The sequence below is a fragment of the Pararhizobium mangrovi genome (assembly GCF_006516965.1).
Lineage (GTDB): Bacteria > Pseudomonadota > Alphaproteobacteria > Rhizobiales > Rhizobiaceae > Pararhizobium_B > Pararhizobium_B mangrovi.
Genome location: NZ_VHLH01000005.1, coordinates 70,724 through 86,856 on the forward strand (window position 1 = coordinate 70,724; position 16,133 = coordinate 86,856).

Genomic DNA, 16,133 nt, shown 5'->3' on the forward strand with positions numbered 1-16,133 from the left:
CTCGCATCCCGACGAACGATACCGACACGACGGAGCGCCGATCGCAAGAAAACCGCGAAGAAGTCTCATTTTGAGTTGCATCGGCGGTGCGAATTTCTGATCTTGCCCGCGAGCAGTCGCGACACGTCGTCTTCAGGGAGGGTCGCGAAGGCAGTTGGCGGCGCCTTGCCGGTTCGGCGAAGGGCGACGTCGCGTCAATCGGGAGGAATTCGATGAAGACATCCGCGCTTCTGGCAACAGTCGCATTCGCGCTAGCCGCTTCGGGCGGCACGGCAACGGCTGCCGACAACGTCGTCAAGCTCGGCGCTTCGGTGCAGCTGACCGGCACCAACGCCAATACCGGGCGCTACTACCAGGACGCCTACCGGCTGACGGTCGACAAGATCAACGATGCCGGCGGCATCAAGATCGGCGACAAGACCTACAAGCTGCAGCTCGACATCCTCGACAACCAGTCCGACGTCAATCTGAGCGTTCGCCAGTACGTGCAGCTCCTGAAGTCCGACAATGTCGACTTCCTGCTCGGCCCGTTCGCCTCGAACTTCGCGCTCAACGACAGTTCGGTCGCGGAGAAGTATCAGGTGCCGATGGTGCAGGGTGGCGGCGCTTCGGGGCAGATCTACAGCCGCGGCTACAAATACATCTTCGGCACCCTGCCGCCGGCCGACGACTACTTCGCCTCGACGATCGACATGCTTGGCAAGGTCGATCCGACGCCGAAGACCGTCGCCCTCGTCGCGGCCGACGATTCCTTCGACGTCTCGGTCGCCGAGGGCACGCGCAAGCACATCAAGGACGCCGGCATGAAGCTGGTGCTCGACAAGCAGTTCCGCGACGGCGGCGGCGAGTTCTCGTCGATCCTCTCGCAGATCAAGTCGAGCGACGTCGACGCCGTGCTGTGGACCGGCCACGAGACGGACGCGCTGAACTTCATCCGCCAGGCGAAGAGCCTCAACGTCAATCCGAAGGACTTCTACTCCTTCACCGTCGGCGTGCCGACGGCGGATTTCCGCCAGGCGCTCGGCAAGGATGCGAACTATGCCTTCGGCATGACGTCCTGGCTGCCGAACGAGTCGCTGAAGGACAAATGGTTCGGCGATGCCAAGTCGTTCGCCGATGCCTACCAGAAGAAGTACGGCTACGCGCCGGATTACCACGCCGCTTCGGGTGCGGCCGACGTGGAGACCTTCGCCTACGCACTGGAAAAGGCCGGCTCGACGAAGCCGGACGCCGTGCGCGACGCGATCGCGAAGTCTGACTTCGACAGCCTCTACGCGCACGTGAAGTACGGCGAGAACGGCCAGATCGACCTGCCGCAGATCGTCGTCCAGATCCAGGACGGAAAGCTCGTGCCGGTCTATACCGACCACATGCTGAACAAGCCGCAATACCCGATCCCGGCGTGGGGCAAGCGCTGACCTTCGTTTCGTGAGACGCTGAGACCCGCCTTCGCGTGCGGCGGGTCTTAACGCCAACGGGGCCACGAAACGCCGCCGCGATCGAACGCGGCATCCTTGGGGGAGAAGAGACAACCGTGCTTCTGGTGCAGATCCTCGTCAACGGCGTGCTGCTCGGCGGGCTTTATGGCCTCATGGGGCTCGGCATGGCGCTCGTTTGGGGCGTGCTCAACGTCGTCAACCTCGCCCATGGCGCGCTGATCATGCTCGGCGGCTACCTGACCTATTACCTCTTCACCGGCCTCGGCATCGATCCGTTCGTGGCGCTGCCGATCGCCGCCCTCGGCATGTTCGTCATCGGCTACTGCCTGCAGCGCTTCATCCTCAACCTCATCGTCCGCTCGGCGATGCTGAACACGCTGCTCATCACCTTCGGCCTCAGCGTCGTCATCACCTATCTGGCGCAACTCCTCTTCAGTGCCGACTTCCGCACCATCAACCCGACCTATTCCGGCGCGAACTTCGCCGTCGCCGGCATCACGATCCCCGTCGTCAGCCTCGCCGCCTTCGTCATCGCCTTCGTGCTTGCCGGCGCCGTCTGGTGGCTCCTGAACGAGATGACGATTGGGCGCGCCATTCGCGCCACGGCACAGAACCTGACGGCCGCGCGGCTCTACGGCGTCGATCCGCGCAACATATACGCGCTGACCTTCGGCATCGGCGCAGCGCTGGCGGGCGTCGCCGGCGGGCTCTTCGGCATCCTCACGCATCTGACGCCCTATGTCGGCGCGACGCTGACGGCGAAATCCTTCGTCATCGCCATCATCGGCGGGCTCTCGAACCCCTTCAAGGTCATTCTGGGCGGCATCGTCATCGGCGTGGCGGAACAGCTCGCCTCGCTCTATCTCGGGCCGACATATATCGACGTCATCTCCTTCGGGCTCCTCGTCGTCGTGCTCGTCGTCAGGCCCGCCCGCTCTCTGAGGGCCGCCTAGATGATCCGCCTCGCCATCATCCTGGTCGGAGCGGCCATCCTCGCCTGCCTGCCCTTCTTCACCGGCGCGGTCTTCATGCAGTTCGCCATCAACGCGCTGATCCTCGCCGTCCTCACCCAGTCCTGGAACATCATCGGCGGCTTCACCGGCTACGTCTCCTTCGGCAATTCCACCTTCTACGGTCTCGGCATCTACGGCACAGCTGTCGCCATGGTGAAGTTCTCGTTGCCCTTCGCCGTCGGGCTCGGCTGCGGCGCGGTGCTCGCCGTGCTCGCCGCACTCCTTATCGGCATTCCGATCCTGCGCCTGCGGGGGCCCTATTTCGCCATTGCCACACTCGGCCTTGCCGCGGCGACCGGCGCCCTCGTCTCGACCATCGACCTCGCCGGCGCGAATACCGGGCTCGTCCTGCCGCTCGTGCGTGCGGACACCATGTTCTACGAACTCGCGCTCGGCCTGCTTCTCGTCTGCACGCTGACGGTGCTGTGGATCGCGACGAGCCGCTTCGGCGCCGGCCTCGTCGCCATTCGCGAGGACGAGGACGCCGCGGCGACGATGGGTGTCAACACGACCGCCTACAAGGTGATCGCGCTGATGATGTCGGCCTTCTTCACGGCGATCGCCGGCGGCATCTACGCCTACTGGATCTCGTTCATCGATCCGTCGAGCGCCTTCGACCCGACCTTGAACGTGCGCATGGTCATCATGGCCGTTTTCGGCGGGCCGGGCACGGTGCTGGGGCCCCTCGCCGGGTCCTTCATCCTTTCGGCGGTCTACGAGGTGCTTTCGAGCTGGATTTCCACCGCGGCGGCCCTTCTCTTCGGCATCGTCATCGTGCTTGCTGTCATCTTCACCCCGCGCGGCATCGCCGACGTGCTCGTCGGTGTACGCCGGCACGGCTGGCGCTACCTGACGCGCAACATCCGGGAGAACCGGCTGTGAGCGCTGCGGAACCGCCCATCCTTCAGGCCAAGGGGCTGACGAAGCGCTTCGCCGGCCTCGTTTCGGTCGACCATGTCGACTTCTCGCTCGCCAGGAACGAGATCCTCGGTCTCATCGGACCGAACGGTGCCGGCAAGACGACGCTCGTCAACATGATTTCCGGCACGCTGCGCCCGAGCGAAGGCGAGCTCGCCTTCAAGGGCGAGCGCATCGACACTCTGCCTTCCTACCGTCGCGCCCATCTCGGCATCGCACGCACCTTTCAGGTCATGAAGCCGTTTCCCGGCCTTTCGACGCTCGACAACGTGGCCGTCGGCGCGATGTTCGGAACCGGCGGCGGCGAGAAGTCGCGGGCGAAAGCGCGCGAAAAGGCCCGGGAATGGCTGGAGTTCACCGGCCTCGGAAACCGCCTCGAAGCCTCGGCGGACAGCCTCGGTGGGCCGGACCGCAAGCGCCTGGAATTCGCCAAGGCGCTCGCCATGGAACCGGAACTGCTTCTCCTCGACGAGGTGATGGCCGGCTTGACCGCCGTCGAGGTCGACCAGGTCGTGGAGCTCATCAAGAAGATCCGCGATCAAGGCGTGACGATCCTCGTTATCGAGCACGTCATCAAGGCGATCCGCAGCCTTTCCGACCGGGTGCTGGTCCTTCATCACGGCGAAGCGATCGCCGAGGGCGATCCTGCGACGGTGCTCGAAAATCCGCAGGTGGTCGAGGCCTATCTCGGCAAGAGGCGGGCATGAACGAAACGGTCCTTTCCATTCGGAAGCTGACGGCGGGCTACGGCGGCGCGCCCGTCCTCTTCGACGTCGATCTCGAGGTTCGCGCAGGCGAGATCGTCGCCCTCGTCGGCTCGAACGGCGCCGGCAAGACGACGCTGCTTCGTGCCGTCTCGCGCGTGCTTCGCGCGGAAGGCGGCATCGCGTTCAACGGCGAGGACATCCTGCCGCTGCCGCCCGAAAAGGTGTTCTCCCGCGGGCTCGTCCAGGTGCCCGAAGGTCGCCAGCTCTTCGGCGCGATGACGGTGGAGGAAAACCTGCGCATGGGCGCCTTCCGGCGCACCGACAAACGAACTCTGAAGGAAAGCTTCGAGCACGTCTACGGTCTCTTCCCCATCCTCGAGGAGCGCCGGCGCGGGCTCGCCGGCAACCTTTCGGGCGGCGAGCAGCAGATGTGCGCCATGGGCCGCGCGTTGATGGCCGAGCCGAAGCTCTTGCTGATCGACGAGATGTCGCTCGGCCTAGCGCCGGTGATCGTCGACCAGCTTCTCGATGTGCTGACGGACATCCGCTCGCGTGGCGTCACCGTCCTTCTCGTCGAACAGGACGTCTTCGCCGCCTTTTCCGTCGCCGACCGCGGCTACGTCATGGAGACGGGCCGGATTACCCGTGAAGGTCCGGTGAGCGAACTCGGCGACGATCCGGCCGTACGCGAGGCCTATCTCGGCGCCTGACACGCCGGTCAAGATCGAGGCCGATGCGTAACAATCCGTCGCGCCGATGGACACAAAGCCGGCCCTTCCGCGTCTTTACCCTGAGACCCGTTTCGAACAAGGAGGACCCATGACCTTTACCCCCCATGGCAAGCATCTGATCGCCGGCGAATGGATCGGCAGCGATTCGACCTTCCGTTCCGAGCCGGCGAGCGGCGAGGCACACACCTTCTCCATGGGCAGCAAGGCGCTCGTCGAACAGGCCTGCGAGGCCTCCGAAGACGCCTTCTGGACCTATGGCTACACGAGCCGCGAGGAACGCGCGCGCTTCCTGGAGACGATCGCCGACGAAATCGAGGCACGCGGCGAGGACATCACGGCGATCGGCACGTCCGAAAGCGGCCTGCCCGAAGGTCGCCTGCAGGGCGAGCGCGGCCGCACGACGGGCCAGCTTCGCATGTTCGCCGACCACATCCGCAAGGGCGAGTATCTCGACTTTCGCCACGATGCGGCGATGCCGGATCGCAAGCCCGCCCCGCGGCCGGACCTTCGCATGCTCGAACGGCCGATCGGCCCGATCGCCGTCTTCGGCGCATCGAACTTTCCGCTCGCCTTTTCGACCGCCGGCGGCGATACGGCGGCGGCACTTGCAGCCGGTTGCCCCGTCGTCGTCAAGGGTCACGACGCCCATCCCGGCACGGCAGAGATCGTCGCCGAGGCGATCCATGCCGCGATCGAAAAATGCGACATGCCGGCCGGCACCTTCTCCCTCGTACAGGGAGGCAAGCGCGACGTCGGCCAGGCGCTCGTCCAGCATCCGCTGATCAAGGCGGTGGGCTTCACCGGCTCGCTGGCCGGCGGCCGCGCACTCTACGATCTGTGTGCGCAACGCCCCGAGCCGATCCCCTTCTATGGCGAGCTCGGTTCGGTGAACCCGATGTTCCTGCTTCCCGAAGCGATGGGCGCGCGCAGCGCGGAGATCGCCAAGGGCTGGGCCGGAAGCCTGGCGATGGGCGCCGGCCAGTTCTGCACCAATCCGGGCATCGCGGTCGTCCTCGAAGAAAAGGCCGACGCCTTCGCGAACGCCGTCAAGGAGGCGCTCGGCGGGACCGGGTCGCAGGTCATGCTGACGGACGGCATCGCCAAGGCCTATCGCGAAGGCCAGGCGCGCATCGCCGGGGGCCCAGGCGTTCAGGAGGTGCTGACCACCAATTGCGACGCGCGCAACGCAACGCCCTATCTCTACCGCGTCGGCGGGAAGGACTGGCTGGATAATGCCGAACTTTCCGACGAGGTCTTCGGCCCGCTCGGGCTTCTCGTCACGGCGCGCGACACCGACGAGATGATCGCCATCGCCAGGAGCCTCGAGGGTCAGCTCACCGTCACGCTGCATCTCGACGATGCCGATCAGGAACTCGGCCGCAAACTGATGACCGTGCTCGAACGCAAGGCCGGCCGCGTGCTCGCCAACGGGTTCCCGACGGGCGTCGAGGTGTCCGACGCCATGGTGCATGGCGGGCCGTTCCCGGCCAGCACCAATTTCGGTGCGACGTCTGTCGGCACGCTTTCCATTCGCCGTTTCCTGCGGCCGGTGTGCTACCAGAACATGCCGGAGGCCCTGCTACCCGAAGACGCGCGCTGAACCAAAGACGGGCCGGCCGATGCCGACCGCGGATGAATGCCGCGGATGAATGCCACGGATGAACGAAAGGACCGGCCGGCGCACATCCTGTTGCCGGCCGGTTCCGTCTTTGCCTACCCTACCGTTTCGTCGGCGCTTCGGTACTCGAAACCGTCCGTGCGGGCATGGTTGGCGCTCGACATCGAGCCGGCTGCCGGGATAGCCTTCGCAAGGCCGCAAGGCACGGAGAGTCTGGTGCCGGGCGCCAAGGGAACGTGCATTCGAACGGTCCGGCGAGATCGGCCGACGCATTGCCGGCGACGCGGCGCTGCCGACTGGCAAGATGGGTGGAAAAAGGGCGGGAAAGACGCATGGCGGAGGTTTTCATCGGGGTCGACGTCGGCACGGGCAGCGCGCGGGCCGGCATCTTCACGGCTGACGGCGCGCTTCTGGCGACGGCAAAGCGCACGGTCGAGATCTGGCGCGAGCCGGGCGAGATCGTCGAGCAGTCGAGCGAGCAGATCTGGCAGGCCGTGTGTGCCAGCGTGAAGGAAGCGCTCGGCCAAAGCGGTGTCGAGGCTTCGAGCGTCGCCGGCATCGGCTTCGACGCGACGTGTTCGCTCGTCGTGCTCGACCCGGAGGGACAGCCGCTCGCCGTCGGACCTTCGAACGATCCCGCACGCAACGTCATGGTCTGGATGGACCATCGCGCCGCCCGCGAGGCTGACGAGATCAATGCGACCGGCCATCCGGTCCTTCGCTACGTCGGCGGACGCATCTCCCCGGAAATGGAAACGCCGAAGCTGCTCTGGCTCAAGCGAAACCGGCCGGACGGCTTCGCGAGCGCCGGCTATTTCTTCGACCTTGCGGACTACCTGACCTTCCGGGCGACCGGCAGCCTGTCCCGTTCGGCCTGCACCGTCACCTGCAAGTGGACCTATCTCGCGCACGAGCGCCGCTGGGATCCGGATTACTTCCGACGGATCGGCCTCGAAGAGCTTGCCGACGAAGACTTTCGCCGCATCGGAACGGACATCGTCGAACCCGGCAGCGCGCTCGGCACCGGCCTGACCGGGGAAGCCGGCCATGCGCTCGGCCTGCCGGTCGGCACCGCGGTGGGTGCCGCACTGATCGATGCGCATGCCGGCGGCGTCGGGACGCTCGGCAGTGCCATCGAGGGTCAGGCGGCCGAGGTCGAAAGCCGCCTCGCCTATATCTTCGGAACCTCGGCCTGCTCCATGGCCTCGACGCGCGAACCGGCCTATGTCGACGGCGTCTGGGGCCCTTATTACGATGCGATGATCCCCGGCCTCTGGCTGAACGAAGGCGGGCAATCGGCCGCCGGAGCGGCGATCGACCATCTGGTGACACTGCACCCGGCCGCGCCCAAAGCGCGCCGGAAGGCCGAAGGCGATGGTCTCGGACTGACCGCCTGGCTCGAACGGCGCGCCCGTGAGGCTGCGACCGGATCCGACGTCGTCTCGCTGGCACGCGGCCTTCACGTCGTGCCGGAATTTCTCGGCAACCGCTCTCCATTCGCCGAGCCGGACGCACGCGCCGTGATCGCCGGCCTCGGGCTCGACGACGGCATGGAAAGCCTCGTCTCGCTCTATGTCGCGGGGCTTTGCGGCGTCGGCTACGGCCTGCGTCAGCTTCTCGACCGGTTCGCCGAAAACGGCGTTTCGATCACCACCATCGTGGCGAGCGGCGGCGCGGCGCAGAGCGATCTCGTGCGCCAGGTGCTTGCCGATACCACCGGCGTGGCCGTGGCGATCGCGAACGCGGAAGAGCCCGTGCTCCTCGGTTCGGCCATGCTGGCCGCCGCAGCCGGCGGGCACGAGGGCAGCGTCGCTTCCGCGATGACCGCGATGTCCGCCCCCGCGCGCCTCTATACCCCGGCGGGCGGCGAGACGGCCACGAGGCACGACGCGCGCTATGCCGCCTTCGAGAAACTGCAGGCCGCAGCACGCGAGATCCGCAACGCGCAAGCCGCGCGGTAGCAGCCCTGTCCCTTCTTTCCGGCACGATACTGGATCCGCGATTGATGCGTGAACGCTCCGGCGGGGCGTCGCTCGAACGATCGTCCGGGAGACGGCGGTTCTTCGAAGGGTAAGCCCGTGCGGTTCACGTGAGCCGATCCGCGGTGCCGTTCCATATCCGCCGGGCGAACCGGGATGGGCTGCGACAGGCGGTAGCACCGCTGCATGGAACATCGCGGCGGCTCCATCATTCCCCGCATGCCGTAGGATACACCCGGTGTTCCAGCACGGAAAATGGTGCTTCCTACCCCGTTGATGGCGTGTGGTCGCCAGCGTCCGAGCGATGCAGGGGCCACGTGCAAACTGCCCAAATGAAGGAGATTTCCATGTTGAAACCGATCGTCGCCGCTTCGTTCGCGCTTGCCGCCATGGGCACCGTCGCCAATGCCGCTCCCGTCAAGATCGGGACGCTTACGTGCACGTCGCAGGGTGGCACCGGCTTCATCATCGGCTCGAACAAGAAGATTTCCTGCACGTACCGCTCCGGCAAGAACGACACGCAGGAGACTTATACGGGCGAAATCAAGAAGTTCGGTCTCGACATCGGCAAGACCGGCAAGTCCGTCCTCGAGTGGGGCGTGCTCGTGCGCGAGAACAACAAGTACCAGCAGGGTTCGCTGGCCGGCACCTATCGCGGCGTCGGTGCGGATGCGAGCTTCGCTGCCGGTCTCGGCGCGAACCTGCTCATCGGCGGCAACAATACCGGCTTCGTGCTCCAGCCGCTCAGCGTTCAGGTGCAGCAGGGCGTGAACCTTGCCGTCGGCGTTACGACGATCACGTTGCACCAGTCGGCCGGCTGAGCCGCACCGCGGTAAAGCACGCATGACGAAAAACGGCCCGCCAAATCCGGCGGGCCGTTTTTTTCCAGGCAACCATCGGAAGCCTTGCCTCTACGCATCGAGCGCCTTGACGATCTCCTCGGTCATCTTCTTGGCGTCGCCGAGCAGCATCATCGTGCCGTCCTTGTAGAACAGCGTGTTGTCGATACCGGCGTAGCCGGCGCCGAGCGAGCGCTTGACGAAGAGGCAGGTCTTGGCCTTGTCGACGTCGAGGATCGGCATGCCATAGATCGGCGATGACTTGTCGTCGCGTGCTGCCGGGTTCGTCACGTCGTTGGCGCCGATGACATAGACGACGTCGGTCTGGGCGAACTCCGAATTGATGTCGTCCAGTTCGAAGACTTCGTCATAGGGCACGTTCGCCTCGGCGAGCAGCACGTTCATGTGGCCCGGCATACGGCCTGCCACCGGATGAATGGCGTACTTCACCTCGACATCCGCTTCCTTCAAAACGTCCGCCATCTCGCGCAGCGCATGCTGTGCCTGCGCGACGGCCATGCCGTAGCCGGGCACGATGATGACGCGAGAAGCGTTCGACATCAGGAAGGCCGCATCGTCGGCCGAACCCTGCTTGACGGTCCGGTCGATGTCGTCCGTGCCGGCTGCCGCCTGATCTCCGCCGAACCCGCCGAGGATGACGGAGATGAACGACCGGTTCATGCCCTTGCACATGATGTAGGAAAGGATCGCGCCGGACGAGCCGACGAGCGCGCCGGTGATGATGAGCGCCAGATTGCCGAGCGTGAAGCCGATGCCGGCGGCCGCCCAGCCCGAATAGGAGTTCAGCATCGAGATGACGACCGGCATGTCCGCACCGCCGATGGGCACGATCAGGAGCACTCCGAGCGCCAGCGCCACAAGCACGATCAGCCAGAAGAGCGTCGCCGAAGCGGTCGAGACCAGCGCGACGATCAGCACGATCAGCAGGACGCCGAGCCCGGCGTTGATCGCGTGGCGCGAGGGCAGCATGATCGGCTTGCCGGACATGCGACCGTCGAGCTTGAGGAACGCGATGATCGAGCCCGTGAAGGTGATCGCGCCGATGGCGACGCCGATCGACATTTCGACGAGCGCCTGGCCGTCGATCGCGCCGACCTCGCCGATGCCGAAGGACGTTGGCGAATAGAGTGCGGCGGCGGCGACGAGCACGGCTGCGAGGCCGACCAGCGAGTGGAAGGCGGCAACGAGCTGCGGCATCGCCGTCATCGGAATGCGCCTGGCGATATACGCGCCGACGCCACCGCCGATCGCGATGCCGAGCACGATCAGCACGAAATGCCCGAAGGACGGCACGGCGAGGAAGAGCGTGGTCAGGATGGCGATCGCCATGCCGACCATGCCGATCGTGTTGCCGCGCCGGCTCGTCGTCGGGTGCGACAGCCCGCGAAGGGCGAGAATGAACAGGACGCCCGAGACGAGGTAGAGGAACGCTGCGAAATTGGCCGACATCGTTTCGCCCCCCTACTTTTCTTTTTTCTTGTACATGGCGAGCATGCGCTGCGTGACCATGAAGCCGCCGACGATGTTCACCGACACGAGTACCAGGGCGATGAAGCCGAGCACCGAGGCGAAGCCGGAAGACGAGATGCCGACGGCGAGCAGCGCGCCGACGACGATGACCGAGGAGATCGCGTTCGTGACCGCCATCAGCGGCGTATGCAGCGCCGGCGTCACCGACCAGACGACATAGTAGCCGACGAAGATCGCGAGCACGAAGATGGCGAAGCGGAAGATGAACGGATCGATCGCCCCGCCGGAGACGCCGTGCGCGGCGGCCCCCGCCGCATCGGCCGTGACCTGCGCATGGTCGGCCGCCCCGTTGGCCACGGACTGCGCCGCGTCGCGCACCGCCTGAACGGCGCCGTCCAGCCTGTCGAGGGCCCGGTCGAGTGCCTCGCTCGCCATTTAGCTCTCCCCTTTACGTGTTCGTTTCGTCGTTGCCGGATCGTGTATCGCCCGGCGTGCCGGTGGATGCGCCGTCCGGCGCGTCACCCGATGGTTCGTCCAACTTCTTCGCCGGAGCGTCATCCGCCTCGCCGGACGTTTCCGCCGGCGTGGCGGTAGCTGCCTCGGTGCCGGACGCCTTTATGTCGGACGCCCTAGTGTCGGACGCTTTCGCACCGGATGTCCCGGCACCGGCCTCATTGGCACCGCCCGTCTTGCGCCCGGCTGGGCGCGATCCCTTGCCGGAACCGGACTTCGCCTTCGCGGCGTCGTCCGTCTGCGCGCTTTCCGGCTCGGCCTTCGCAGCGGACTGGAAGTTTTCGTGCACGACCTTGCCGTCACGCGTCAGCATCGTCGCCTTAACGATCTGATCCTCCGGATCGAGCTTGATCTCCTTCGTTTCCTTGTCGATCAGCGCTTCGAGGAAGGTGAAGAGGTTCTTGGCGTAGAGGACCGATGCCGAGGTGGCGATCCGGCCGGCCATGTTCGTGTAGCCGACGACGCGCACGCCCTCGACATCCACGACCTTGCCGGGCTCGGAGCCCTCGATGTTGCCGCCGCGCTCGACCGCGAGGTCGACGGCGACCGAACCGGGCTTCATCGATTTCAGCATCGCCCGCGAAACGAGCTTCGGTGCCGGCCGGCCCGGAATGAGCGCGGTGGTGATCACCATGTCCTGCTTCGCCACGTGTTCGGCGATCAGTTCGGCCTGCTTCTCCTGGTATTCCTTCGACATCTCGCGGGCATAACCGCCCGCGGTCTCGGCCTGCCTGAACTCCTCGTCCTCGACGGCCACGAACTTGGCGCCGAGCGAGGCGACCTGCTCCTTGGCTGCCGGGCGAACGTCGCTCGCCGAGACCGAACCGCCGAGCCGGCGGGCCGTCGCGATCGCCTGAAGCCCGGCGACGCCAGCGCCCATGACGAAGACGCGTGCTGCCGGCACGGTGCCTGCCGCCGTCATCATCATCGGCATCGCGCGGTCGAATTCCGACGCCGCTTCGATTACCGCCTGATAGCCGGCGAGGTTCGCCTGCGAGGAAAGCACGTCCATCGATTGGGCGCGGGTGATGCGCGGCAGAAGCTCCATGGAAAAGGCGGTGACACCCGCCTTCGCCAGCGCCGCGATCGCCGCATCGTTGTCGAAGGGATTCATCAGCGCGATGACGAGCGCGCCGGACTTGTAGGCCTGCATCTCGGCCGCCGACGGGCGGCGCACCTTGAGCACGACGTCGGCGCGGCCGGCATCCTTCGCCTCGACGAGTTCGGCGCCCGCCTCCTCGAAGGCGGCATCGGGAATACGCGACCCCTCGCCCGCGCCGCGCTCGAGAAGGACGTCGAAGCCGAGCCCCTTCATGCGCTTCACGGTTTCGAGCGAAGCGGCGACGCGCGGTTCCCCGGCGTCCGCCTCACGGGCGACGAAGACGGTGGTTGCCATGAAGCTTTTCCCCCGGATGCATTCTCATCAAGCGTTCCGCGCGCCCCGATGCGGCGCGCCGGTCGATCGGTCCGCAGAGGGACCGCAAGGCAGTTCGTTGTCCCGTCCCCTTCGGGACGTTCCTTCGTCATCCCGGTCCGTAGCGCCCTTCTTTGGGGCGCCGGCCGGTCGGCGGACGGCAGCGCGGCGTCAGCGCAGCAGCATGTATCCGACGGCGGTGAGGATGACGAGCAGGATGAAAGCAGGAATGAAGCCGGCGCCGGCGAGGAAGCCGAAGGCCATCGCGATCAAGAGCGTCGCCACGTGCATGGCGCCGTACTTCGCGATGTTGGTGAAGACGTTGTAGCTCTTCTCGTGCTCCTCGTAGTCCATCTCCGCGCCGAGTTCGGCGGGATGGCTTTGCTGCGCACCCATGACCATCCTCCCGTGAAAGAGTCGGGCCAAGGCTTACACAAGGCGTGCCCCGAAGGCAACACAATGTCGCAGGGCGCAATGCCGCAGACCGACTGTCCCCGGCTGGCGCGCAATACCGATTTCGAAGCATTGTTGCGTGCGGACGGACGAACCCTTCCGCGAATACTTTTTGCACGCTCCACTTTCGCAACGATCGCACATCATGTATCGCGGCGCCGGGTCGGACCGTTTCCCGAAGCCTCGGGATGTATCGGCCGCTGCCCGGCGCGATCGTCGTATGCCGACGCAACGCCGGTCGCGAGGACACCATCCACAAGCCACGACGGCTCGAAGCGAGCGCGAAACCGCTCCGCGAAGGGCGGAAGAAACCGATGAACGCATTGCTTGCCGTCAGCCGTACCATCGATCGCGTGACGACGCTCGCCGGCAAGTCCGTCGCCTGGCTGGTACTCGCCTCCGTGCTCGTCAGCGCGGTCAACGCCGTCGTGCGCAAGGTTTTCGACATGTCGTCGAACGCTTGGCTGGAACTGCAGTGGTACCTGTTCGGCGCCGTCTTCATGCTGGCCGCCGCATGGACGCTGAAGCGCAACGAGCATGTGCGCGTCGACGTGATTTCCGGCTACCTGCCGCGGCGCGCGCGCACCTGGATCGACTTCCTCGGCCACCTGTTCGTGCTCCTGCCCTTCACCGGCGTGATGATCAAGCTCCTGACGCCCTACGTCATCCGCTCCTTCGAAAGCGGCGAATATTCGCCGAACGCCGGCGGCCTCATCCTGTGGCCGGCGAAGGCGCTGCTGCTCGCCGGCTTCGTGCTGCTCTTTCTCCAGGCGATCTCGGAACTGTGCAAGAAGGCGGCCATCCTCTTCTTCGGCGCGCCCGACGAGGAGATCGAAGAGGAAGGCGCACACCCGACCATGGAAGAGGTGGAGGATTTCGAATCCGAAGCCGCCTATGGCGACGAACTCGGAACGCGGGCCGGCCGCGCCGCGAACGGGGGGACCGGCTCGTGATCCCCTTCATTGCGGAAAACCTCGCGCCGATCATGTTCGCGACGCTGGTGCTGTTGCTCCTGCTCGGCTACCCGGTGGCCTTCACGCTCGCCGGCACGGGGCTGTTCTTCTTCGCGATCGGCGTCGAACTCGCTCCCTATTCGGGCGACCAGATCCATCTGTTCTGGCCGCTCCTGCAGGCCCTGCCGAACCGCTTCTTCGGCGGTGTGATGGCGAACAGTACGCTGCTTGCCGTGCCCTTCTTCACCTTCATGGGCCTGATTCTCGAGCGATCGGGCATGGCCGAGGATCTGCTGGAGACGATCGGCCAGCTCTTCGGTCCGGTGCGCGGCGGGCTCGCCTACGCCGTGATCTTCGTCGGCGCCCTGCTCGCCGCGACGACGGGCGTCGTCGCCGCCTCCGTCATCGCCATGGGGCTCATCTCGCTGCCGATCATGCTGCGCTACGGTTACGACCGGAAGCTTGCCGCCGGCGCCATCGTCGCGTCGGGCACGCTGGCGCAGATCATTCCGCCCTCGCTGGTGCTGATCGTGCTTGCCGACCAGCTCGGCCGGTCGGTCGGCGACATGTATTCCGGCGCGCTCGTGCCCGGCCTCATGCTTTCGAGCTTCTACGTGCTCTACGTCGTCGCCATCACCTTCGTGCGCGCGCGTTCGGCGCCGGCCCTGCCGCCAGAAGCGCGCACGCTCGGACGCGGCATCCTCTCGCTTCTCGTGGCACTCGTCGCCGCGGTGGTGATCGCCTACGCCGCGACGCGCTATTTCGACGGGCGGCTCGCACGCGGCGCCGGCGTGTGGGGCGCGGTCACCGGCATCCTTGCGATCTACGTTGCAGCACTCGTCAACAAGGCGATGAAGCGCGGCTTCATGTCCTATCTCGCGCAGCAGGTGATCATCGTCATGATCCCGCCGCTGGCGCTGATCTTCCTCGTGCTCGGCACCATCTTCCTCGGCATCGCGACGCCGACGGAAGGCGGTGCGATGGGCGCGGTCGGCGCGCTGGTGCTTGCCTTTTCCAAGCGCCGCTTCTCGCTCGACCTGCTCGTCCAGGCGATGCAGTCGACGACGAAGCTTTCCGCCTTCGTGCTGTTCATCCTGATCGGCAGCCGGGTCTTTTCGCTCACCTTCTACGGGGTCAACGGACATCTGTGGGTGGAGCACCTGCTGACGAGCGTGCCGGGCGGCGAGACCGGCTTCCTGATCGCCGTCAACGCCATCGTCTTCGTCCTCGCCTTCTTCCTCGACTTCTTCGAGCTCGCCTTCATCATCGTGCCGCTGCTGGCGCCGGTGGCGGACAAGCTCGGCATCGACCTCATCTGGTTCGGCGTGCTTTTGGCGATCAACATGCAGACGTCGTTCATGCATCCGCCTTTCGGCTTCGCACTGTTCTACCTGCGCTCCGTCGCGCCGCGCACGGACTATATCGACCGGGTGACGGGCGAACGGACCGCCGGCATCCGCACGAGCCAGATCTATCTCGGCGCCATCCCCTTCGTGTGCATCCAGATCGCGATGATCGCCATCACGCTCGCCTTCCCCGGCATCGTGATGCGCTACAAGGCAACGCCCGAACCCGCACCCGCCGCAAGCGCGCCGGCCACCCCGGGAAAAACGTCGAAGCCCGCATCGGGTGGCTCGTCAGGCAATGGCGGCAACGAATTCGGCCTGCCGCCGCTCGGCGACGACAGCGGGTTCGGCTCCGGCGGCGGCAATGGCAATGGCAACGACACCGATACGGGCCTGCCCGGTCTCGGCCCGCTCGAGGGCAACGGCTCGAACGACGATTCCGGCCTCGGGGCGGCACCGGATTTCAGCGCCGGCAAGGATCGGGGACAGGATGGCTCGGGGCTCGACCAGCCCCCATCCTTCGGTGACGGCGATACCGATAGCCCTTCCAGCGGGAGAAAGAAGAACACGCCGAACGGCAACGCCGATCCCGGATCGGACGATCTTTCGGCGCCGCCCTCCTTCAAATGAACCTTTCGACGGGAAAGAAAAAGCCCGGGTACCGCGAGGCACCCGGGCTTTCCATTCATGGTCGGCTCTTGCCAAGCCGGCGATGCACC

Annotated in this window: 14 protein-coding genes; 10 read left to right on the plus strand and 4 right to left on the minus strand. The window is 65.9% G+C overall.

From position 1 onward, the window contains the following. Positions 1-212: 212 nt before the first annotated feature. From FJU11_RS04350 to FJU11_RS04385, 8 genes are all read left to right on the plus strand, one after another. Positions 213-1,418, plus strand: coding sequence for an amino acid ABC transporter substrate-binding protein (locus tag FJU11_RS04350; RefSeq protein WP_141165801.1), 1,206 nt, complete (start codon positions 213-215; stop codon positions 1,416-1,418). Between the two features lie 116 nt (positions 1,419-1,534). Continuing rightward, positions 1,535-2,392: a branched-chain amino acid ABC transporter permease gene (locus tag FJU11_RS04355; RefSeq protein WP_235890806.1), complete on the plus strand. Its 858-nt coding sequence runs from the start codon at positions 1,535-1,537 to the stop codon at positions 2,390-2,392. Next, positions 2,393-3,334, plus strand: a complete 942-nt coding sequence (locus FJU11_RS04360; protein ID WP_141165802.1) for a branched-chain amino acid ABC transporter permease — start codon at positions 2,393-2,395, stop codon at positions 3,332-3,334. It abuts the gene before it with no gap. After that, complete coding sequence (locus FJU11_RS04365) at positions 3,331-4,077, plus strand: ABC transporter ATP-binding protein (RefSeq protein ID WP_235890807.1); 747 nt, start codon at positions 3,331-3,333, stop codon at positions 4,075-4,077. The genes FJU11_RS04360 and FJU11_RS04365 overlap by 4 nt, the downstream gene beginning before the upstream one ends. Next, complete coding sequence (locus tag FJU11_RS04370; RefSeq protein WP_141165803.1) at positions 4,074-4,787, plus strand: ABC transporter ATP-binding protein; 714 nt, start codon at positions 4,074-4,076, stop codon at positions 4,785-4,787. The genes FJU11_RS04365 and FJU11_RS04370 overlap by 4 nt, the downstream gene beginning before the upstream one ends. A gap of 109 nt (positions 4,788-4,896) precedes the next feature. Beyond that, positions 4,897-6,408, plus strand: coding sequence for an aldehyde dehydrogenase (NADP(+)) (locus tag FJU11_RS04375; protein ID WP_141165804.1), 1,512 nt, complete (start codon positions 4,897-4,899; stop codon positions 6,406-6,408). A gap of 350 nt (positions 6,409-6,758) precedes the next feature. Beyond that, entirely contained in the window at positions 6,759-8,387 is a 1,629-nt protein-coding gene (locus FJU11_RS04380) for an FGGY-family carbohydrate kinase (protein ID WP_141165805.1), read from the plus strand. Positions 8,388-8,752: 365 nt separating this feature from the next. Further along, on the plus strand, positions 8,753-9,226 hold the full coding sequence (locus FJU11_RS04385) for a DUF992 domain-containing protein (RefSeq protein ID WP_141165806.1): 474 nt from the start codon (positions 8,753-8,755) through the stop codon (positions 9,224-9,226). A 90-nt stretch (positions 9,227-9,316) separates the two neighbouring features. Here FJU11_RS04385 and FJU11_RS04390 read toward each other — a convergent pair whose 3' ends face one another. The 4 genes from FJU11_RS04390 to FJU11_RS04405 all read right to left on the minus strand — a co-directional run bounded on the left by FJU11_RS04390 (position 9,317) and on the right by FJU11_RS04405 (position 13,058). Next, positions 9,317-10,714 carry an NAD(P)(+) transhydrogenase (Re/Si-specific) subunit beta gene (locus FJU11_RS04390; RefSeq protein WP_141165807.1) on the minus strand — a complete coding sequence of 466 codons (1,398 nt, stop codon included), beginning with the start codon at positions 10,712-10,714 and terminating at the stop codon, positions 9,317-9,319. Between the two features lie 12 nt (positions 10,715-10,726). Further along, positions 10,727-11,170, minus strand: a complete 444-nt coding sequence (locus FJU11_RS04395) for an NAD(P) transhydrogenase subunit alpha (RefSeq protein ID WP_141165808.1) — start codon at positions 11,168-11,170, stop codon at positions 10,727-10,729. A gap of 13 nt (positions 11,171-11,183) precedes the next feature. Then, entirely contained in the window at positions 11,184-12,644 is a 1,461-nt protein-coding gene (locus FJU11_RS04400) for a Re/Si-specific NAD(P)(+) transhydrogenase subunit alpha (RefSeq protein ID WP_141165809.1), read from the minus strand. A gap of 189 nt (positions 12,645-12,833) precedes the next feature. Beyond that, positions 12,834-13,058: an aa3-type cytochrome c oxidase subunit IV gene (locus FJU11_RS04405; RefSeq protein ID WP_141165810.1), complete on the minus strand. Its 225-nt coding sequence runs from the start codon at positions 13,056-13,058 to the stop codon at positions 12,834-12,836. 371 nt (positions 13,059-13,429) lie between these two features. On the opposite strand from FJU11_RS04405, the gene FJU11_RS04410 reads away from it, so the two are divergent. Beyond that, entirely contained in the window at positions 13,430-14,068 is a 639-nt protein-coding gene (locus tag FJU11_RS04410; protein WP_141165811.1) for a TRAP transporter small permease subunit, read from the plus strand. Next, positions 14,065-16,044, plus strand: coding sequence for a TRAP transporter large permease (locus tag FJU11_RS04415; RefSeq protein WP_141165812.1), 1,980 nt, complete (start codon positions 14,065-14,067; stop codon positions 16,042-16,044). The genes FJU11_RS04410 and FJU11_RS04415 overlap by 4 nt, the downstream gene beginning before the upstream one ends. Positions 16,045-16,133 lie beyond the last annotated feature (89 nt).